Source organism: Paenarthrobacter sp. 2TAF44, from assembly GCF_052114885.1.
In the GTDB taxonomy this organism is placed as follows: Bacteria; Actinomycetota; Actinomycetes; order Actinomycetales; family Micrococcaceae; genus Arthrobacter.
In genome coordinates this window covers 128,631-146,666 of the sequence record NZ_JBFRFP010000003.1, presented here as the reverse complement: position 1 = coordinate 146,666, position 18,036 = coordinate 128,631, and the positions used below count along the sequence as shown (strand labels likewise).

The 18,036-nt window shown below is 61.2% G+C and carries 19 protein-coding genes; 12 read left to right on the top strand and 7 right to left on the bottom strand.

All coding sequences use genetic code 11. From position 1 onward, the window contains the following. Window positions 1-102 precede the first annotated feature (102 nt). Genes AB4Z15_RS04855 through AB4Z15_RS04845 form a run of 3 tightly spaced genes read left to right on the top strand, consistent with a single transcriptional unit; the run spans window position 103 to window position 1,628 of the window. Window positions 103-621 carry a DUF6328 family protein gene (locus tag AB4Z15_RS04855; protein ID WP_442016325.1) on the top strand — a complete coding sequence of 173 codons (519 nt, stop codon included), beginning with the start codon at window positions 103-105 and terminating at the stop codon, window positions 619-621. A 53-nt stretch (window positions 622-674) separates the two neighbouring features. Continuing rightward, window positions 675-1,337: a DUF6766 family protein gene (locus tag AB4Z15_RS04850; protein WP_442016324.1), complete on the top strand. Its 663-nt coding sequence runs from the start codon at window positions 675-677 to the stop codon at window positions 1,335-1,337. 24 nt (window positions 1,338-1,361) lie between these two features. Further along, window positions 1,362-1,628, top strand: a complete 267-nt coding sequence (locus tag AB4Z15_RS04845) for a DUF7218 family protein (protein ID WP_442016323.1) — start codon at window positions 1,362-1,364, stop codon at window positions 1,626-1,628. A gap of 11 nt (window positions 1,629-1,639) precedes the next feature. On the opposite strand, the gene AB4Z15_RS04840 is transcribed toward AB4Z15_RS04845, so the two are convergent. Continuing rightward, window positions 1,640-2,332 (bottom strand): FadR/GntR family transcriptional regulator, encoded by a 693-nt coding sequence (locus AB4Z15_RS04840; protein WP_442016322.1) that lies wholly within the window; start codon window positions 2,330-2,332, stop codon window positions 1,640-1,642. A 308-nt stretch (window positions 2,333-2,640) separates the two neighbouring features. Between AB4Z15_RS04840 and AB4Z15_RS04835 the strand changes: the two genes are divergently transcribed. The 4 genes from AB4Z15_RS04835 to AB4Z15_RS04820 all read left to right on the top strand — a co-directional run bounded on the left by AB4Z15_RS04835 (window position 2,641) and on the right by AB4Z15_RS04820 (window position 6,970). Beyond that, window positions 2,641-3,795: an aminotransferase class V-fold PLP-dependent enzyme gene (locus tag AB4Z15_RS04835; protein ID WP_442016321.1), complete on the top strand. Its 1,155-nt coding sequence runs from the start codon at window positions 2,641-2,643 to the stop codon at window positions 3,793-3,795. Window positions 3,796-3,875: 80 nt separating this feature from the next. Next, window positions 3,876-5,171, top strand: a complete 1,296-nt coding sequence (locus AB4Z15_RS04830) for an ABC transporter substrate-binding protein (protein WP_442016320.1) — start codon at window positions 3,876-3,878, stop codon at window positions 5,169-5,171. Between the two features lie 6 nt (window positions 5,172-5,177). After that, window positions 5,178-6,137: a carbohydrate ABC transporter permease gene (locus AB4Z15_RS04825; protein ID WP_442016319.1), complete on the top strand. Its 960-nt coding sequence runs from the start codon at window positions 5,178-5,180 to the stop codon at window positions 6,135-6,137. After that, window positions 6,134-6,970 (top strand): carbohydrate ABC transporter permease, encoded by an 837-nt coding sequence (locus tag AB4Z15_RS04820; protein ID WP_442016318.1) that lies wholly within the window; start codon window positions 6,134-6,136, stop codon window positions 6,968-6,970. Before AB4Z15_RS04825 ends, AB4Z15_RS04820 begins: the two co-directional genes overlap by 4 nt. A 46-nt stretch (window positions 6,971-7,016) precedes the next feature. On the opposite strand, the gene ku is transcribed toward AB4Z15_RS04820, so the two are convergent. After that, entirely contained in the window at window positions 7,017-7,883 is an 867-nt protein-coding gene (ku, locus tag AB4Z15_RS04815; protein WP_442016317.1) for a non-homologous end joining protein Ku, read from the bottom strand. A 38-nt stretch (window positions 7,884-7,921) separates the two neighbouring features. On the opposite strand from ku, the gene AB4Z15_RS04810 reads away from it, so the two are divergent. After that, window positions 7,922-10,471 carry an ATP-dependent DNA ligase gene (locus AB4Z15_RS04810; protein WP_442016316.1) on the top strand — a complete coding sequence of 850 codons (2,550 nt, stop codon included), beginning with the start codon at window positions 7,922-7,924 and terminating at the stop codon, window positions 10,469-10,471. Between the two features lie 89 nt (window positions 10,472-10,560). Here the strand turns inward: AB4Z15_RS04810 and AB4Z15_RS04805 are convergent, their stop codons facing one another. Both AB4Z15_RS04805 and AB4Z15_RS04800 read right to left on the bottom strand, forming a co-directional pair. Continuing rightward, window positions 10,561-10,821, bottom strand: a complete 261-nt coding sequence (locus AB4Z15_RS04805; RefSeq protein WP_442002905.1) for a hypothetical protein — start codon at window positions 10,819-10,821, stop codon at window positions 10,561-10,563. An 87-nt stretch (window positions 10,822-10,908) separates the two neighbouring features. Continuing rightward, a complete protein-coding gene (locus AB4Z15_RS04800; protein WP_442016315.1) occupies window positions 10,909-11,136 on the bottom strand; it encodes a hypothetical protein in 228 nt (75 codons plus the stop codon). Window positions 11,137-11,393: 257 nt separating this feature from the next. On the opposite strand from AB4Z15_RS04800, the gene AB4Z15_RS04795 reads away from it, so the two are divergent. Next, window positions 11,394-12,245: a putative protein N(5)-glutamine methyltransferase gene (locus AB4Z15_RS04795; protein WP_442016314.1), complete on the top strand. Its 852-nt coding sequence runs from the start codon at window positions 11,394-11,396 to the stop codon at window positions 12,243-12,245. Window positions 12,246-12,475: 230 nt separating this feature from the next. After that, window positions 12,476-14,101 (top strand): MFS transporter, encoded by a 1,626-nt coding sequence (locus tag AB4Z15_RS04790; protein WP_442016313.1) that lies wholly within the window; start codon window positions 12,476-12,478, stop codon window positions 14,099-14,101. A 154-nt stretch (window positions 14,102-14,255) separates the two neighbouring features. On the opposite strand, the gene AB4Z15_RS04785 is transcribed toward AB4Z15_RS04790, so the two are convergent. Beyond that, complete coding sequence (locus AB4Z15_RS04785; RefSeq protein WP_442016312.1) at window positions 14,256-15,671, bottom strand: aminotransferase-like domain-containing protein; 1,416 nt, start codon at window positions 15,669-15,671, stop codon at window positions 14,256-14,258. Between AB4Z15_RS04785 and AB4Z15_RS04780 the strand changes: the two genes are divergently transcribed. Both AB4Z15_RS04780 and AB4Z15_RS04775 read left to right on the top strand, forming a co-directional pair. Continuing rightward, the gene (locus tag AB4Z15_RS04780; RefSeq protein ID WP_442016311.1) at window positions 15,670-16,602 is read left to right on the top strand and encodes a DMT family transporter; all 933 of its coding nucleotides are present in this window, start codon (window positions 15,670-15,672) and stop codon (window positions 16,600-16,602) included. The genes AB4Z15_RS04785 and AB4Z15_RS04780 overlap by 2 nt on opposite strands. 33 nt (window positions 16,603-16,635) lie before the next feature. Next, complete coding sequence (locus tag AB4Z15_RS04775) at window positions 16,636-17,037, top strand: VOC family protein (protein ID WP_431117549.1); 402 nt, start codon at window positions 16,636-16,638, stop codon at window positions 17,035-17,037. A gap of 3 nt (window positions 17,038-17,040) precedes the next feature. Here AB4Z15_RS04775 and AB4Z15_RS04770 read toward each other — a convergent pair whose 3' ends face one another. Both AB4Z15_RS04770 and AB4Z15_RS04765 read right to left on the bottom strand, forming a co-directional pair. After that, on the bottom strand, window positions 17,041-17,556 hold the full coding sequence (locus AB4Z15_RS04770) for a GNAT family N-acetyltransferase (protein ID WP_442016310.1): 516 nt from the start codon (window positions 17,554-17,556) through the stop codon (window positions 17,041-17,043). Then, window positions 17,553-18,020 (bottom strand): SRPBCC family protein, encoded by a 468-nt coding sequence (locus AB4Z15_RS04765; RefSeq protein WP_442016309.1) that lies wholly within the window; start codon window positions 18,018-18,020, stop codon window positions 17,553-17,555. The genes AB4Z15_RS04770 and AB4Z15_RS04765 overlap by 4 nt, the downstream gene beginning before the upstream one ends. Window positions 18,021-18,036 lie beyond the last annotated feature (16 nt).

The following is an 18,036-nucleotide window of genomic DNA, read 5'->3' as shown; positions in this document are numbered from 1 at the left end:
GGAAATCCTTTGAGGCGCCGAAATTGTTCGAGGAATGCTGACAGTTCGACCGTAGTCCGGTGTAGTGTCAGCGTCCACCAATAGCTATCTGGAGGTGTACGAATGGTAGAGCCGGATCAGGTTCCCAGGACCGGCAGGAACGAATCCGTTGAAGAACGGATGGACCGCAACTGGATGGAGCTGATCCAGGAACTGCGGGTGCTCCAGACTGGAGTCCAGATCCTGGGCGGCTTCCTGCTGACCTTGCCTTTCCAATCGCGCTTTGAGCACCTGGACGACTGGCAACGCGGCCTCTACCTCTTCAATGTCATGGCAGCGGCCCTCACAACTGCCTTGATCCTGCTTCCGGTCAGCGTGCATCGCCGCCTTTTCCGCCGGGGACTCAAAGCCACTCTCGTCTCCAGCGCCGACGCCATCACCAAATGGGCATTGGCCGGCGTAGCCATCCTGATCGTGGGTTCAGCCACCTTGGTCTTCGATGTCACAGCCGGCCGAACCGCAGCAATGATTGCCGGTAGCTTCATCATCCTGGTCCTGCTGGTACTCGTTGTGGGGATGCCCCTCTGGCTGCACCGGCGGGCCCTGCAAAACGGCGGCGGCAACAACGGGAATGCACCATGAGCAAAATGCTGAGACCAACAAAGCATCAGGAAATCTCCAGGAAGGGGCAACCAGTGCGTCAATGGATCAAGGACCACGGCTTGCTGCTCGCGAACGTCGGCTTGTTCGTTGCGTTCCTGGGCGGAATGGTAGTTTCCGGAGCATCGAGCTACAGCGAGGAACAACAGACGCACGGTGAGCCAGCAGTTGGCATCCTCGAATATCTGGGTACCGGACACTTCGTGGAAGCCGTCTTTGAAAACTGGGAGTCGGAATTCCTTCAAATGGCCATGTATGTGGTGCTGACGGTGTTCCTGTTCCAAAAGGGCTCCTCCGAATCCAAGCCTGTTGGGAAGCCTGCCCCGCAGGACGAAGACCCGCGGGAAGCCAGGAAGTCCGCTAAGACACCGTGGCCTGTGCGGCGCGGGGGCTGGGTGCTGAAAGTCTACGAGCACTCACTTTCGGGTCTATTGGGCCTGCTGTTCCTGGCCTCGTTCACTTTGCACGCGATCGGCGGAACGGCAGCCTATAACGAAGAACAACTCAGTCACGGCTCGCCCGAGGTATCCACGTGGGAGTACCTCGGATCCAGCCAGTTCTGGTTCGAATCCTTCCAGAACTGGCAGAGCGAATTCCTCGCCGTGGCAGTGCTGGTAGGCGCATCCGTATATCTCCGCGAACGTGGCTCGCCGGAGTCCAAACCCGTGGCCGAGCCACATTATGAGACAGGCGCATAATCAATACCCGAAAGGAAGCGCACCATGCCTGGAAAGAAGAACTCGAGTCTGAAGGACCCGAAGCTATATGAAGAACTCCGCGACGATGGCGCCTCCAAAGAAAAGGCAGCCCGCATTTCAAATGCCGCCGCCAAACAGGGGCGCAAGGAAGTAGGCCGCAAGGGAGGCGAGTCCGGCGACTACGACGATTGGACGGTGGACAAACTGAAATCCCGCGCCAAGGAACTCGGAATCAAGGGCTACTCCGGCAAGAAGAAGTCCGAGATCATTTCACTGCTGCGGAACCACTAAGGCACGCGAGTCTAATCCTGCAGCCTCGGGGCAGGCCGCAACTTCTTCAGCCAAGACTCAGTCTGGGCAATATGCGCGGCCGTCGCGGTGGCGGCCAACGTAGGGTCCCTACGGGCTATTGCGTCCACGATTGCGCTGTGCCCCGCAGTGCTGCCTTCTCGGACTTGGGCCCCCACCTTGCCGTCGAAGATATGGAAGTGTCCACCGCGAGAGCGGAACAGGCTGACAAGTGCCGCGAGAGTCGAATTGCCGCTCGCGCGGCAGATTTCTTCATGAAAGCGTGAATCAAGTTCGGAATATTCGGCAGGGCTATCCGTGGCCTCCATAGTTTCAACGAGCGCCGTTAGCTTGGCCAGGACCTCTGGCGTGACATTCGCCGCGGCAGTTGCTGCAGCGTGTGATTCCATCAGCCTTCGGATCTCGAAGAGTTCTAACAGGCCGTCCAGCGGAAGCAGGTCCACCAGAAGGGCAAAATTCTGGAGGATAACCGTCGGCTCCAAGGAAGACACATAAGTTCCCGAGCCATGCCGTGACTCCATCACGCCCAGGGCAGACATCGCCCGCACAGCCTCCCGAAGGGAGCTCCGCGATACACCAAGCTGGGCGGCCAACTCGGCTTCTGGCGGGCATTTCTGCCCAGCCGCGAGTTCGCCAGAGGCAATCTTGTTTCTTAGGCCCTGCATGGCCGTTTCGACAGCACCCAATACGTCGCCTCCTTCCGATACTCGTAACACGCTACCCCACGCTCGCGGCGCGGGGCTCTATAAGTCTCATTGTCATACCTCAAAGCACAAGACATCGTACCTATACACTGAGAATCCCGGAAAATCGGCGCTTATCCCGCTGCAATCCTCAAAGTCATCTTATGACTATTTTGGATTGTCCGTTGTCTGGATCGTGTCTGTGATGTAACTTACAGAGCGTTTACTCCTCTCCAACCACGAAGGACATCGTGCTCCCAGTGCCGCTCACGGCCCCGCATCCCATGTTGACCCCCGAGGGCGAACCCTCAATGGCCGACTGGAGCCTCACGCCGTCCAAAGTCCACCTCAATCACGGGTCCTACGGCTCCGTCCCCCGTGCAGCCCAAGCCAAACAGCTCAGCCTCAAGGGACACATGGAGCAGAATCCGTGCCCGTGGTTTATGACTCAGTTCGAACTGGTGGCCACGGCGAGGACAGAGATCGCAGAGTTCCTCAACGTCAAGGCTCAGGACACCGCCCTCGTGCACAATGCCAGCGCGGGCATCAGCACCGTATACAACTCGCTGAGCTTCGAGCCCGGCGCCGAAATCGTGACGACCAACCATGCATATGGGGCGGTGTTGCAGGGCGCAGAGCGCGTTGCCCGCAGGAACGGTGGCCTCGTGAGGATCGCCGATATCCCCCTCGATGCGGATGCCGAGACCGCCTGCGCCCTTGTCATGGGCGAAGTCACCAGCAAGACAGCACTCATTGTGGTGGACCAGATAACGTCTGCCACGGCCCGGGCTTTCCCGGTCGAGGCGATCGCCCAGGCAGCCTCCCGGCTGGGGGTGCCGGTTCTGGTGGACGCAGCACACGCCCCGGGTGTCCTGGAATTTCCCGTGCCGGACTTCGAGGGGTTCTGGGTAGGAAATCTCCACAAGTTCGCTTGCGCGCCGCGGGGAACAGCGGCGCTGGTGGCACGCGGACCACGCGCGGCCACGCTGGAACCACTGATCGATTCGTGGGGCTTCCCCTACGGCTTTCCGGAGAATTTCGACCACGTCGGAACACAGGACGTGACCGCGTGGATGGCAGCCCGCACCGCATTCGACACCATCGAGGAACGCTACGGTTGGGCAACGTTTCGCAGCTACGCCGCTGAGCTGTGCGATTACGGCCAGAGCCTGATCGCTGACGCCTTTGCCGACGCCACAGGCGAGGATCCAGCGATCAAGGTCGGTATGCCAGTGGGCCCACTGCGTCTGGTCCGGCTGCCAAAGGGACTCGCAACCACGCACGAGGATTCGCACGCCGTCCGTGCCCACATATCGGATCGGCTGGATATCGAAACGGCCATCACCACCTTCAACGGCGCGGGCTTCCTGCGGCTCTCGGCACACCTGTACAACTCGCCGAAGGACTACGAAACCTTTGCGGAAAGAGCGGTTCCGGAGCTCGTCCGGCTCGCTGGCTCCCGATAGCGCCAATTTAGCCACCACCGACAATGCCACCCCGCCGGGGCGGCGATTACCCACGCTCACCAAGTCATTGGAGGATCCACATGAAATCCAGATTCATCATGTCTGCCGCAGCCGGTCTCGCGGCCGTCCTTGCACTTGCCGGATGTGGCGGCGCCGAGCCCGCCAAAGACGGCAAAGTCACGCTGAAGATGGTGGAGAGCCTCACCAATCCGACACGTACGGACACTTTGAAGAAGCTCATATCCGGTTTCGAGCAAGCGAACCCGAACATCAAGGTTGACCTCATCTCTCCGCCAACTGATCAGGCGGACCAGAAAATCCAGCAGATGCTTCAGTCCGGCAAGGGAATCGACGTCGTCGAGGCTCGTGACATCACCGTGGGATCTTTCGGTGCCAACGCGTGGCTGTATGACATGTCGGCCGACCTCAAAGGATGGGAGGGCTGGGACAACCTAACGGACAACGCCGTCACGTACTCGAAGCAGAACGGCAAGACATACTACATTCCATACGGCTTCTACGGTCTTTCGCTGTTCTACCGCTCCGACGTCGTCAAGGAGGCAGGATTCTCCGGTCCACCTGCCAGCTGGTCCGAGATGCTGGAGCAGGCGTCGGCCATCAACAAGCCGGCAGAGAACAAGTTCGGCTACGCGTTCCGCGGGGGCACCAACGCCAACTCCAACGCCGTCGCCATCATCGAGGCCTACGTCGCTGACGAGATCGACAAGGAAAACGCCTTCAAGCTGACCAGCGGCAAGACGATTTTCTCCTCGCCCAAAGCGCAGGAGGCAAAGGATCTCTACATTGATCTCTTCAAGAAGGGTTCGCCCCCGTCCTCAGTGGCTTGGGGTTACCCGGAAATGGTCCAGGGCTTCAGCAACGGCTCCACCTCGTTCCTGCTTCAGGACCCGGAGGTCATCGCCACAGTGCGGGAGTCCAAGTCCATCAAGGAGGACCAGTGGAACGTGGCGCCGCTTTTGGTAGGACCGAGCGGGAAAGCGATTCAACCAGTGGCATCTGCCGGCTGGGGAATTGCCGCCTCATCCACAGCCAAGCCCGAGGCCGTGAAGCTCATTAAATACCTCGCCCAAGGCGACGCTGCCACCACCTTCAGCAAGGACAACAGCCTGGTGCCAACCTTGAAGTCCGCAGCCAAGGACAGTTTCTACAGCACCGGTCCTTGGGCCGCCTACGTCAAGATGACGGAAAATCCCGGGACCTACGTTTCCGCTGTCCAGCCGCGCAGTGTCTCGTGGTGGAGCGAGTGGATCAAGAAGTCCGACGGCGAACTCCAGCGCGTTCTGACGGGGAAGATGTCCACCAGTGAGTTGTTGTCCAGCTGGGACACTTACTGGTCTCAAAAGTGGGCAGGCTAGGTTCCGGTGAGCCTCGACACCAAACTCCCCTCGAAGCAGGCCAACGCCGGGTCCGTGGCCGGCACCGGCAATCGGTCCAAGAAGCGCTTCAATCCCAGGACAGCCTTCACGCTGCTGATCTTCCTGGCCCCGGCGGCGGTATTCGTCGGAATCTTCATCTACTACCCGATGATCGCCGGCAGCCAGATGGCGTTCCGCAACTGGAATCTGAATGATCTCTCCGACACCTCGTGGGTGGGGTTCGGCAACTTCCTAAGCCTGCTCGAAACGCCGGAATTCTGGGGCATTGTCCGGAACACGGTGGTGTGGGTGGTTGGGTCCTTGGTGCCTCAGGTGATCATAGGCTTTGCAGTGGCGCTGTTCCTGAAACGAAAGTTCAGGATGCGCGGGGCTTACCAGGCCATGATCTTCTTTCCGTGGGCAGTCTCCGGATTCCTGATCGGCATGCTCTTCCGGTGGATGTTCAACGCGGAGTTTGGCGTCGTCAATGACTTGCTGATGAAAGCCGGGATCATCAGCTCGCCCATCCCGTGGCTCTCGGATCCCGGATTCGCGATGACCGCCATCATCATTGCCAACATCTGGTACGGCGTCACGTTCTTCGCCATCATGATCCTCGCCGCACTGCAGTCCGTCTCCGACGAAATGTACGAGGCCGCTGCGCTGGACGGAGCCGGGAAGGTACGCACGTTCTTCAACATCACGTTGCCAAGCATCGCCACAACGTTGGCGTTGACCATCCTGCTGAGGGTGATCTGGATCTTCAATTTCCCGGACATTATCTTCGCCATGACAGGCGGCGGCCCGGCTGACCAGACGCACATCATCACTACCTACATGATCAAAATTACCCAGGAGGGTGACTACGGCAAGGCTTCGGCCCTGGGGCTGATTGTCGTCCTCACGCTTGCCCTCTTCGCAGCCTTCTACCTCATGGCGGTCCGTCCTCGAAAGGAAGCACGATGATCAATCAGCAGAGCTTCATAGGGCGCGTGGGAAAGTTCGTTTTCCTTGGAGCATGCCTCGTCGCCACGGTTTTCCCGCTGTACTGGATCATCCTGACGTCGTTGAAGGAACCGGGCGCCATTTACTCGCTGCCGTTGGACTATTGGCCCCGGCAACTGTCCTTCGAAAACTACGTCGGGCTTTTCACCAAGTCGGATTTTGGCCAATACATGCTCAACAGCTTGGTTGTGGCACTGGTAGCTTCCACGGTGGCAACGCTGATCTCCTTGCTCTCGGCGTATGTCCTGGCCCGATTCCAGTTCTCAGGTCGCGGCGCGGTGCTGGGGGCCTTCCTGATCACGCAGATGATTCCAGGCTTCATTGCCTTGGGGCCGCTGTATCTGATGATGACCAATCTGGGGCTTGTGGATTCCAAGACCGGGCTGATCCTCATTTACATTGCGATCTGCATTCCGTTTTGCACCATCATGCTCCGCGGTTTCTTCGAGAACGTTCCTGACGCCTTGGAAGAAGCTGCGATGATCGACGGTTGTTCGCGGTTGGGAGCCTTGTTCAGAGTCCTGGTTCCCGTCATGCTGCCCGGCGTCGCGGCGAGCTTCGTGTTCAACTTCGTTAACTGCTGGAATGAACTCTTCTTGTCAGTGACCTTGATGAACAGCGACAGCAACAAGACCATCCCGACGGCGTTGGCCGGGTTCATCTCGAGCTTCAACATTGACTGGGGATCGATGTCCGCCGCAGCGGTCCTGACGGTCGTTCCAACGCTGGCAATCTTTGCCTTTGCAAGCAAGTTCATTGTCCAAGGACTAACGGCCGGGTCAGTCAAGGGCTAGCTCGTGCAAGTGCAGTCGGGCGCCCATCAGGGCGCCCGACGCCGGGTCACGCCTTTTTCTTGGCCCGCGCCTTTGGCTTGCTGGTAGCTTTGCTGGCGGCAGCGTCGTCGTCGGCCGCTTTTTCCTTGCCGCGCTTCTTGTCAAGGCTTCGCTTCAACGCCTCCATGAGGTCGATGACGTCGCCGCCCTCCCCTTCGCCTTCCGTGACACCGAACGTGGCTTCCGTATCCAGCGCCTCGCCCTTTTCCAGCTTGGCCTCGATCAACGTACGGAGCTGCACCTGATAGTCGTCGGTGTATTCGTCGGGGTCGAAATCGTGGGCCATGGAATCTACCAAGGCCGATGACATTTCAAGTTCTTTGTCGGAGATCTTGATGTCCGTCTCAAGCGAGGGGAATTTTGCCTCGCGGACTTCGTCGCCCCAGAGAAGGGCCTGCAGAAGGAGTACGTCCCCGCGTACGCGCAGGGCCCCGAGCCGCGTCTTCTGCCGCAGCGCGTACTGGACAATTGCAATCCTGTCCGTGTCCTCAAGTGTCTGCCGCAGCAACATATAGGCCTTGGGGGATTTGGAATCCGGCTCCAGGAAATAGCTGCGCTCGTACATGATCGGGTCCAGCTGCTCGGCAGGGATGAATTCCACTACCTCAATTTCGCGGCTGTTCTCTTCCGGCAAGGACTTCAATTCAGCCGCCGTGAGAACCACTGTGCGGCCTTCCTCTTCGTAGGCCTTGTCGATATCTTCGTAAGCAACAACTTCGCCGCAAATTTCACATTTCCGCTGGTACCGGATGCGTCCGCCGTCCTTATTGTGGACTTGGTGAAGGCCAATATCGTGGTCCTCCGTGGCGCTGTAAAGCTTCACTGGTACGTTGACCAGACCGAACGCGATAGATCCCTTCCATATGGCCCTCATGCACCCAGTCAACAGCACAAGACAGCAGAGGAGAAGAGGTGGCAGGCAAGCAACAGGAGCGGGTGAACGTGGAAGGCCACGAACTGACCCTCACCAACCTGGGCAAGATCATCTACCCCGAGACCGGAACCACCAAAGCCGAGGTCCTGGAGTACTACGCCGCCGTCGCGCCTTTCCTCATTCCTGCCGCCGCCAACAGGCCCGTCACCCGCAAGCGCTGGGTCAACGGTGTGGGCACCGCCGAGAACCCGGGACAGGTGTTCTTCCAAAAGAACCTTGAAGACTCCGCACCCAAGTGGATCCCCCGCACCGCCATCCAGCACTCGGACCACACCAACGTCTACCCCATGGTCAACAACCTCGCCACACTCACGTGGATGGCACAGATCGCGTCTCTTGAGATTCACGTACCCCAATGGCAGGTGGACGCTGAAGGGAATCCGCTCCGGCCTGACCGCTTCGTCCTGGACCTCGACCCTGGTCCCGGCGCAGGCCTGCCTGAGTGCGTTGAGGTGGCCAAACTTGCCCGCTCCATCTTGCAGGACATGGGCATGGAACCCGTGCCGGTGACCAGCGGCAGCAAAGGAATCCACCTCTACACCGGGTTGGAGGGAACGCTGAAGTCCGAGCAGGTATCGGCCTTCGCCCATGAGCTGGCGCGTGCCCTTGAGTCCGACCACCCCGAACTGGTGGTCAGCGACATGAAGAAGTCCCTCCGCCACGGCAAAGTGTTGGTGGACTGGAGCCAGAACAGCGGCAACAAGACCACGATCGTGCCCTACTCGCTCCGGGGAAAAGCCCACCCTACCGTGGCGGCGCCGCGCACGTGGCGGGAGCTCTCCTCCAGCACCCTGGACCATCTTGATTACACAGCCGTGATGAAGCGGGTCAAGACCGGCAAGGACCACTTCGCGCCCATCTCCTCACGGCACCTTCCGCCGCATGGAGAGTATTCGGATGACGACGACGGCGCCGGAACCGGCAGCGGTTCAGGTTCCCGCGAGCGCGTGGTGACTGTAGAGAACCGTCTCGCGAAATATGTTGGGATGCGCGATCCGGGCAAAACCCCTGAGCCGTTCCCGGCGTCGTCGGCTGCTGTTGCCTCGGCGGCGCCCGGAGGCTCCTCATCCGACCAGCCCAAGCCGGGCGACCCTGCCCCGCCCGGCGGCATCTTCGTCATCCAGGAACACCATGCCCGGCGCTATCATCTGGATCTGCGTCTGGAACATAACGGCGTCCTTGCGTCCTGGGCTTTGCCGCGTGGTGTCCCGGAAACACCCGACCGGAACAACCTTGCCGTGCATACGGAAGACCATCCGATGGAATATGCGGACTTCGCCGGCGTCATTCCCAAAGGTGAGTACGGCGCTGGGACCATGACCATTTGGGACCGTGGCGAGTACACGTGCGAGAAATGGCGGGACGGCAAGGAAGTGATCGCAACGCTGACGGGCCAGCCAGGAGGTGGACTGCACGGGACCAAGCGTTTAGCACTGATCAATACCGGTGACCGTTGGCTGATCCACTTGATGAAGGAGCAGCCAGGTGGCAGGCGGCCTGCCAGGGCCGGGGCATCTAAGCCGGCACCCGTTCAAACTCCTGCTCCCCAGCCAATGCCGAACTACACTCCCATGCTTGCCACGTCCGGCACCGTGGACGACCTTCGTGGCGACGACTGGCTGTACGAACTGAAGTGGGACGGAATCCGGGCGATCATCACCGGTACTGGAACCGGCACTGATGGCAGAATTCGTCTGATGAGCCGCAACGGCAACGATCTCACCGCCACCTACCCCGAACTGACAGACCGCTCGTGCTGGCCCGACGGCGATTTCGTGGCTGACGGTGAAATCGTGGCGCTTGGCAAGGGCTCACGGCCGGACTTCGGCCGGCTGCAGCTACGGATGAACCTAGTGAAGTCCGCAGACATCCAGCGGGCACGGGCTTCCGTCCCGGTGCAGCTGATGCTGTTCGATCTTCTGTACGACGGCGGCACGGACCTGAGCGGGCTGCCTTTCCGTGAGCGCCACGAGAGGCTTGAGGCGTTTGCCGGGCCCTTGCGCGCTGGCTGCCCGCTTCACCTTTCAGCTGTCTTAGACCACGACGTCGACGACCTCATGACAAGCGCGGGTGAGCTCGGCTTGGAAGGAGTGATGGCGAAGAAAGCAGATAGCCGTTACGTGATCGGCCGGCGGAGCCGCTCGTGGATCAAACTCAAGCTGGAGCAGAGTCAGGAAGTGGTCGTGGGCGGCTGGCGTCCTGGCGCTGGTGCCCGGAGTGGGAGCTTCGGCTCGTTAGTGTTGGGCATTCCCCAAGGCGAGAAGCTGCACTACGTGGGCCGGGTGGGCACCGGGTTCAAGGAGTGGCAGCTGAGGGATGTCATGGAGAAACTGGAGCCCCGGCTCGTGGCTGATTCCCCGTTCGCCGATATCCCCCGCGAGGACGCAGCAGGTGCCCAGTGGGTCAAGCCTGAACTGGTAGCAGAAGTGACGTTCGGAGAATGGACGGGCCCAGGCAGGCTACGGCATCCGGTGTGGCGTGGGTGGCGTCCGGACAAGTCACCGAAAGACGTAACCCAGCCCAACTGACTGGCATTAGTGGTTGTTCTCAGCGCTCATAACAACCACAAGTGCTAGTCAGTTGGGCTGCCTATGTGGGTCGGCTCGGGTGCCAGCGGTTAGGAGGAGTGCGGCATCTGCGGGCGGCTGGTCCGGTGGATTGCCGTCACTGCTGCGCCTTGCCCCATACGTCCGCGGGCTTGGTCCTGGTCCTTCGGGTGCCGGCGTTTGCCGCTACCGTCGGGCCAGTGCTGTTCCTGGTCCAAACCCAGGGACACGTCAATGGTTGCCGGTTCAGGCATGGGAGCCATGTCCATGGCCTCCACCAAGTGGCTGGCGACCTCGGGATCGATATTTTCGGCTTGATTCTTTGCAGTCATGGTTCTTCCTTTCCCTATGGAACGAAGGAATTTCAATACTAGGCGCGCCGAAGATGGTTGTCTGCAGGACTTACCTGCGTCCAGGAATCACCAACGGACCTTCTTCTCCGTCTTGGCTTGCTTGCCGCTGGCGGATGTAGGTTTGTGCCCCTTGCCCGTGCTTTGCCAGCCAGCGGGAGCGCCACCGCCGGACTTGCTGGCGAGCATCGCTTTCTGGGCATCGGTCAGTTTGGACTTGATGCCGCCGGTGGCAGGCTTTGGAGTACCCGACGCAGCGGGCTCCGGGGTGTTGTTTTCGGAAGGATTGGCAGTCATAAAAGTGGACTCCTCAGTGGTGTGAGTCCTGAAGAAGCACCAAAACCATGGCGTTGCGGTTCGAGAAAAATAGCGTCGACAACGGGAACGGCATGGAGGCAGGGCCTCAACAGGCATGGATTTTTGTCAGGTGAAACTCGGCTGTGCCATTAAGTGCGGAGGGCCGCTAAGGCATAGGCCGGTCTACTCAAAAATCAGTGTTCCCATGCGTCATACCCTAACCAAGAATCGCCGCTTTTGTGAACCCCTCGGCTAGCATGACACCCGTGACCAGGAGAATGTCCGTCGCCATCACCCTCCGCGATGCCGGCTGCGTTTTCGCGGAGGACGAAGCGCAACTCCTCATTGATGCCGCCACGAGTCCAGACCATTTGGACTACATGGTGGACCAGCGCGTCAAGGGAATGCCCTTGGAACACATCCTCGGGTGGGTGCACTTCTGCGGGAGCCGCATGGTTGTTGAACCCGGCGTCTTCGTTCCACGGCGTCGCACGGAGTTCCTGGTGCGCCAGGCGGCGAAAATCGCACCGCCGGGTGGCATCGTCGTCGATCTCTGCTGTGGTTCTGGGGCGATCGGTGCGGCTCTCAGCGATCTTATGGGAAGCTGCGAACTGTACGCCGCTGACATTGACCCAGCCGCGGTGAGTTGCGCGCGCAAAAACGTGGAGCCCCGCGGCGGGCGCGTTTTCGAAGGCGATCTCTACGATGCCCTCCCCCTTGAACTTCGGGGACTCGTGGACGTGGTGCTCGCCAATGCTCCGTATGTACCTACGGGTTCCATCGGCATGATGCCGCCTGAGGCGCGCTTGCACGAACCGATGGTGGCGCTCGACGGCGGTACTGACGGTTTGGATGTCCAGCGCCGGGTTGCGCGGCACGCGGCTGAGTGGTTGTCGCCGGGCGGTTGCCTCCTGATTGAAACCTCGGAAGACCAAGCGCCCGAAACCGCCAGGATCATGGAACAGTCGGACCTGCGTGCACGGGTGGTGACAGACGACAATCTGGACGCAACCATCGTGCTGGGTATCGCCCGGACAGGACGGCAAGAGAAGGCACGGGATCAGTCAGTTTTTAACCCCAAAAACGCCCCGTTTCATGGGCTCAGCTAAACAATTTGGTAACAATGTGCTCGGCAGGGCAAAAACCGTGCCGATTCCGCGCCATTGCAGGGCAAGGCCGGGGAAAAAGATGTAAGACGACTAGGCAAATTGCGCCCTAATACGCCCCATAAATCGGATCTCAACTGGGGTTTGAGGGGCAAACCGCGTAAAATTGAACACCTGCCCGGAGCGGGGCAGCCAGAAGTCGCAAGCAAATGACCTCCCTAGGAGAAGCCCAAATGCCCATAGACCAAAGCAACACCGTCTCTCCCCCAGGCGCAAGGAACGCCAATGGAAACCTGGTTTCGGCCGCTACAACGGCCCCTGCCAACACTGTAAAGAACCCCAAGAAAACGAAGCTCCGCACCAAGCGCCGGTTGAAAGAATCCGACGTCAATGTTGTGGACCAGCCGATGCTGAAGAAAGCACTCGGAGGCACGATCGTCGGCAACACCATGGAATGGTACGACGTCGGCGTGTTCGGCTACCTCATCACCACCATGGGCCCCGTCTTCCTCCCGGAAGCCGACAAGTCCGTCCAGACACTCTTCCTTCTCGGCACCTTCGCCGCAACCTTTATCGCCCGCCCGCTTGGCGGCGTCGTCTTCGGTTGGCTCGGCGACAAGGTGGGCCGCCAGAAGGTGCTCGCAGCAACACTGATGCTGATGGCGGCAAGCACGTTCGCCGTCGGACTCTTGCCTGGCTACGCGCAGATCGGCATCTGGGCCGCCGCGCTACTCGTCATCCTCAAGCTCGTCCAGGGCTTCTCCACCGGTGGTGAATATGCCGGTGCTACAACCTTCGTGAGCGAATATGCCCCGGACAAGCGCCGCGGCTTCTTCGCGAGCTTCCTGGACATGGGCAGCTACATCGGCTTCGCCCTCGGCGCCGCGCTGGTTTCAGTCCTGCAGCTCACGCTCGGACAGGCAGCCATGGAGGAGTGGGGCTGGAGGCTTCCGTTCCTGATCGCCGGTCCGCTGGGCATCATCGCTGTATACTTCCGGAGCAAGATCGAGGAATCCCCGCAGTTCCAGGCCACCCTGGACGCCCAGGAAGCTATCGCCAAGGACGCTGCGGCACAGGATGCCAACGTCGCCAAGGGCCCGGTTGGCATCATCAAGGCCTATTGGCGCCAGATCGTGCTGGCCATGATTCTCGCCGCCGCAGCCAACACTGTGGGCTACGCGTTGACCTCCTACATGCCCACGTACCTCACGGATTCCAAGGGTTACGACCCCGTCCATGGAACCCTGCTGACCATCCCGGTCCTGGTGATCATGGCCCTGTGCATTCCGCTCACAGGTAAGTTGTCCGACCGTATCGGCCGTCGTCCCGTGCTGTGGATCGGCGCTGGCAGCACCATCGTGTTCTCCGTTCCTGCCTTCATGCTGATCGGGATCGGCGATATCTGGTCCACGCTGGCTGGCCTTGCCCTCATCGCCTTCCCGGTGACGTTCTACATTGCCAACCTGGCCTCGGCCCTCCCGGCACTGTTCCCGACGTCCAGCCGCTACGGCGGAATGGGTATCGCCTACAACTTCTCGGTGGCTATCTTCGGAGGAACCACTCCGTTCATCGTGCAGGGCCTCATTGAAGGCACCGGCGATGACATGATGCCGGCCTACTACCTGATGGGAACGTCCATCGTGGGTGCCATTGCCATCTACTTCCTGCGTGAATCCGCCCAGCGTCCCCTTCCCGGCTCCATGCCCAGCGTGGACACCGCCGCAGAGGCCCGCGAACTCGTTGCCACCCAGGACACCAACCCGCTCATCAACCTGGACGAAATGCCGTTCGACGGCCAGCCCATTGATGATGAAGTGTTCGGCCGGCGTGACAAGGACCTGGACCTGACCCCGGCCTAGGGATCACGTGCCTGCAACTTCTGCACAGCGACTCAGATAGTTCGCGGCAACCCGCCGCCCACCGTAGCCACCAATCCCAAGGCGCTCTCCTTGGGATTGGTGGCTACGGCTGTTAAGGCTCGACGGCGGCACCCACCCGAGCGACGTCACTCCCCTAAACCGGCAGCAAACCCTTGACCGCCTCGCCAATAATCCGCGCACCCTCGGGAAATCCGCCCGGATTGGGGCCGGCGTAGTTGAGCCTGATGTAGGGGCCTTCAGGTTCCGCTGGAAACCACTCCGTTCCGGCCGCAATGAGAACCCCGGCCGCTTCGCAATCCTTGGTGAGCTGATCGACGTCGAACCCGTCCGGCAACCGCAGCCACAGGTTGAGGCCGCCTTTGGGCAGGTGGCTGAGGTGGGCCTGCGAAACGTGTTCACGCAGGCTGGTGACCAACAGGTCGCGGCGCGATTGCAGCTGATGGCCCAGTCCGCGAAGGTGTGTTTGCCAGCCAGGTTGAGTGACGACGTCGAGGGCTGCAGCCTGAAGCAGGCCGCTCACGTACATCGACTCCGCAGCCTGCGCCCCCATGATCCGTTCCCGTGCGGGACCGCGGGCGATAATCGCTGCCACGCGGATGGACGGCGAGACGCTCTTGGTCAGCGAGCGGATGTAGACCACGTGGCCGGAATCGTCCTTGGCGGCGAGCGGGACGGACTGCGCGGTGATACCGAAATCGTGGGCCCAGTCGTCCTCCACAAGGAACGCTCCGTGCTGACGGACAATCCGAAGGATCTCCTCGCCCCGTTCGGGAGACCATTGGGCACCCGTGGGGTTGGCAAAGTTGGGCTGCGCGTAGAACATCCGGGCCCCGGATTCCTCAAAAGCCCTCGCCAGCTCGTCAGGATCCGGTCCCTCAGGGCCGGACGGCACCGGAATGACGCGAACACCGGCCTGGCCAGCGGCCAGCAGCGCTCCCCAGTAGCTGGGCGACTCCACCAGCAGTGGCCGCCCATGCCCCACCAGGCCGCGAAAGATCGAGCTTAGTCCGCTCTGGCTCCCGGGAAGTACGACGGCGTCGCTCGGCTGGGGCGGCGTGACGCCAACCGGCGTCGAGGTGCTGAGCTCGTGGGCGAACCAGGATTGCAGTTCGGGAAGGCCCTGGGCAGGTGGCCGCGCCAGCGCAGCGTCGCCTCGGGCAGCCCTGGTAAGTGCGGCCCGGACCAGCCGCTCCGGGAGGAGTTCCCGATCCGGATAGCCGGAGTGGAAGGCGATGACATCGTTCGGAGCGCTGCGCATGGCGCCAGAGTTCAAGAGGCGCGGCGTTTGGGCGGCTCGGAGGGCCGCTGTCTGCCAGCCGTAGTCGGATGGTCTGGCAGTGCGGTAAGCGCGAATGAAGGTGCCAACGCCGGGGCGGCTTTCTATCAGGCCCTGGGCAGTGAGGGTTCGCAAGGCCTTCTGCACCGTGACGGGGCTTGCCTGGTACTCGGCCACAAGTTGACGCGTGGATGGCAGTTTGGCTCCCGGTGCGGCCCCAGCGATCCATTCTTTTAGTCGCGAGACTATCCGGGAACTGCTATCGTTATCCATGAGTCTCAATAGTAGCGCTACTATCCTTTCGCAGCCAGTGATATCCAGGCGGACGCCGACAGGCGTCTGGTGGGGCCTTCTTGGCGTTGTCGCATTTTCGTTCACGGTTCCCTTCACCCGCGTGGCCGTTGAAGGCTTATCTCCCCTGTTCATTGGGGCAGGCAGGGCCGTTGTTGCGGCCATTCTTGCAGCACTGGCCTTGGGCCTTACCCGGCAACGTTTCCCGAAGGGCGTCCAATGGCTTCGACTGACTGTGGTGGCCGGTGGCATCGTTGCCGGCTTCCCCTTGCTGACAACGTTCGCGCTGACGTCCACCACTGCCAGCCATGGAGCCATCGTCATCGCGCTACTGCCTGCGGCCACGGCAACGGTAGCGGTGATCCGGGGCCGTGAACGTCCGCGGCTCCTGTTCTGGGTCCTGACTGCGGTTGGCGTTATTGCCGCGCTGGTTTTCGCATTGGTTCAGTCCGGCGGTTTCGGTCAGCTGCATTGGGCTGACCTTCTGCTCCTCGGCGCCGTGATTGCGGCAGCCATAGGCTATGCGGAAGGAGGCCTGCTGGCGCGGGAACTCGGCCCCTGGCAGACAGTCTCGTGGGCGCTGGTGGTTGCCTCCCCCGCGATGCTGCTGCTGACATTGCTTTCACTGGGTTCGGGTGCGCCCTCGGCTACACCGGTTCAGTGGTTGTCCTTCGCTTACCTGGGCATTGTGAGCATGTTCCTCGGATTCTTCGCCTGGTACCACGGCTTGGCGATCGGCCCCATGGCGCAAGTCAGCCAGATCCAACTGGTCCAACCGGTCATGACCATCGCGTGGGCAAGCCTCCTCTTGGGAGAATCGATGACGTGGACCACGGCGTTTGGCGGGCTCGCCGTGATCCTCTGCGCAGGTGCCGCTGTCCGCGTAAGACTCAAACCGCCGTCGAATCCCTGACGCGGCCACGCCCTGATCTCGTAGACTCGGCGCATGCCTGACACAACTGTGGGTTCCATCCATCACCTTGAGATCTGGGTGCCGCACCTTGAACGAGCCCGGGAGGAGTGGGGCTGGCTCTTGGGCGAGCTTGGTTACAAGCCCTTCCAAGACTGGCCCACGGGGTGCAGTTGGAAGCTCAATGGCACGTACGTGGTGGTGGAAGGCACCGATGCCATCACCGGAACGGCCCACCGGCGCACGGATCCCGGGCTCAATCACGTGGCCTTCCATGCTGGTACCCGGGAGAACGTGGACCGGATTCGCGCGCTCGGTGCCGACGCCGGCTGGTACGAGATGTTCGAGTCGAAGTACCCGCACGCCGGCGGGCCGGATCACTACGCCGCGTATTTGATCAACACTGACAGCTACGAAGTTGAGTTGGTGGCTGAGTAGTAGCTACGTCGGCGGAACCACCGGACGCCACATGGCGACCCGAGGCCAACGCGTCAGCCCCAACTCAGCTTCGTGCTCCATGAGCTTGGCCAGCTCCGGGCCCCAACTTCCGGCGTCGAGCGTTTGGAACCCCAGACGCCGGTAGTACGGCGCGTTCCACGGCACGTCGCGGAACGTGCTCAGCGTCTGGCGCTGCATGCCATGCCCCCTTGCCCACACCCGTGCAGCATGCAGCAGCTCGCGGCCGAGTCCTTGGTGCGCCTGATCTGGGTGCACGCTTACTTGCTCCACGTGCGCGTTGCCATCAACAATGTCCGTCAACAAGTACGCCAAGGGGTAGTCCAGCCCATCGACCCACACCCAGGCACGGCCGACAGCCACGTAGACGTTCATCTCGTCCAGGGAGAAGGGCTCGTCGTCCGCGATCTGATCCATGCCCAGGGCCCGGAAGGCTTCCCCCGCCGCCCGTTCGATGTCCTGCAAACGCGGCAGATCGTCAGGTCGAGCTAGCCGGATCACCGCTTATCCAGTGCGGGAGGCGCCCGACCCACGAGGAACCCGTTGCGGGTTTCGATCAAATCCTGCAAGTATCTGGCCAGGACCAGCTTCTCCAGCAGGCGGCCCAGCGGCCCGAAGGGGGCAGCAAACTCCACGGTGTCCACCATCAGCGTCCCGCTGCCGTCCTGCCGGAACTCGTGCGTGTGACGGAGGTACTTGAAAGGGCCGCGCACCTGCTCGTCAGTGAACGACGCCGGTGCCTCCATACGTGTGATGCGGCTGGTCATGCGGAACCGGACTCCAAGGTGCCACGCCTGCCACGTGACCTGCTCGCCTTCCGAAATCAGACCCGTGGTGACGCCGGCTATGGCTTTTTCCCGGCTTTTGGTCATCGAGCCAACGTGGGCGTCGATGTTTCGGGACAGGTCGAACAGCTCCTGCGGTGACATGGCGGAGCGGGTTCGGCAGACGAAGGCAACGGGCATACCTTGATCTTCGCAG

Coding starts and splice junctions, on each gene's coding strand:
- AB4Z15_RS04775 (WP_431117549.1), top strand. CDS start 16,636: ATGCCTGACACAACTGTGGGTTCCATCCATCACCTTGAGATCTGGGTG.
- AB4Z15_RS04800 (WP_442016315.1), bottom strand. CDS start 11,136: ATGACTGCCAATCCTTCCGAAAACAACACCCCGGAGCCCGCTGCGTCG.
- AB4Z15_RS04835 (WP_442016321.1), top strand. CDS start 2,641: ATGGCCGACTGGAGCCTCACGCCGTCCAAAGTCCACCTCAATCACGGG.
- ku (WP_442016317.1), bottom strand. CDS start 7,883: ATGAGGGCCATATGGAAGGGATCTATCGCGTTCGGTCTGGTCAACGTA.
- AB4Z15_RS04855 (WP_442016325.1), top strand. CDS start 103: ATGGTAGAGCCGGATCAGGTTCCCAGGACCGGCAGGAACGAATCCGTT.
- AB4Z15_RS04845 (WP_442016323.1), top strand. CDS start 1,362: ATGCCTGGAAAGAAGAACTCGAGTCTGAAGGACCCGAAGCTATATGAA.
- AB4Z15_RS04820 (WP_442016318.1), top strand. CDS start 6,134: ATGATCAATCAGCAGAGCTTCATAGGGCGCGTGGGAAAGTTCGTTTTC.
- AB4Z15_RS04765 (WP_442016309.1), bottom strand. CDS start 18,020: ATGCCCGTTGCCTTCGTCTGCCGAACCCGCTCCGCCATGTCACCGCAG.
- AB4Z15_RS04805 (WP_442002905.1), bottom strand. CDS start 10,821: ATGACTGCAAAGAATCAAGCCGAAAATATCGATCCCGAGGTCGCCAGC.
- AB4Z15_RS04795 (WP_442016314.1), top strand. CDS start 11,394: ATGACACCCGTGACCAGGAGAATGTCCGTCGCCATCACCCTCCGCGAT.
- AB4Z15_RS04830 (WP_442016320.1), top strand. CDS start 3,876: ATGAAATCCAGATTCATCATGTCTGCCGCAGCCGGTCTCGCGGCCGTC.
- AB4Z15_RS04780 (WP_442016311.1), top strand. CDS start 15,670: ATGAGTCTCAATAGTAGCGCTACTATCCTTTCGCAGCCAGTGATATCC.
- AB4Z15_RS04785 (WP_442016312.1), bottom strand. CDS start 15,671: ATGGATAACGATAGCAGTTCCCGGATAGTCTCGCGACTAAAAGAATGG.
- AB4Z15_RS04790 (WP_442016313.1), top strand. CDS start 12,476: ATGCCCATAGACCAAAGCAACACCGTCTCTCCCCCAGGCGCAAGGAAC.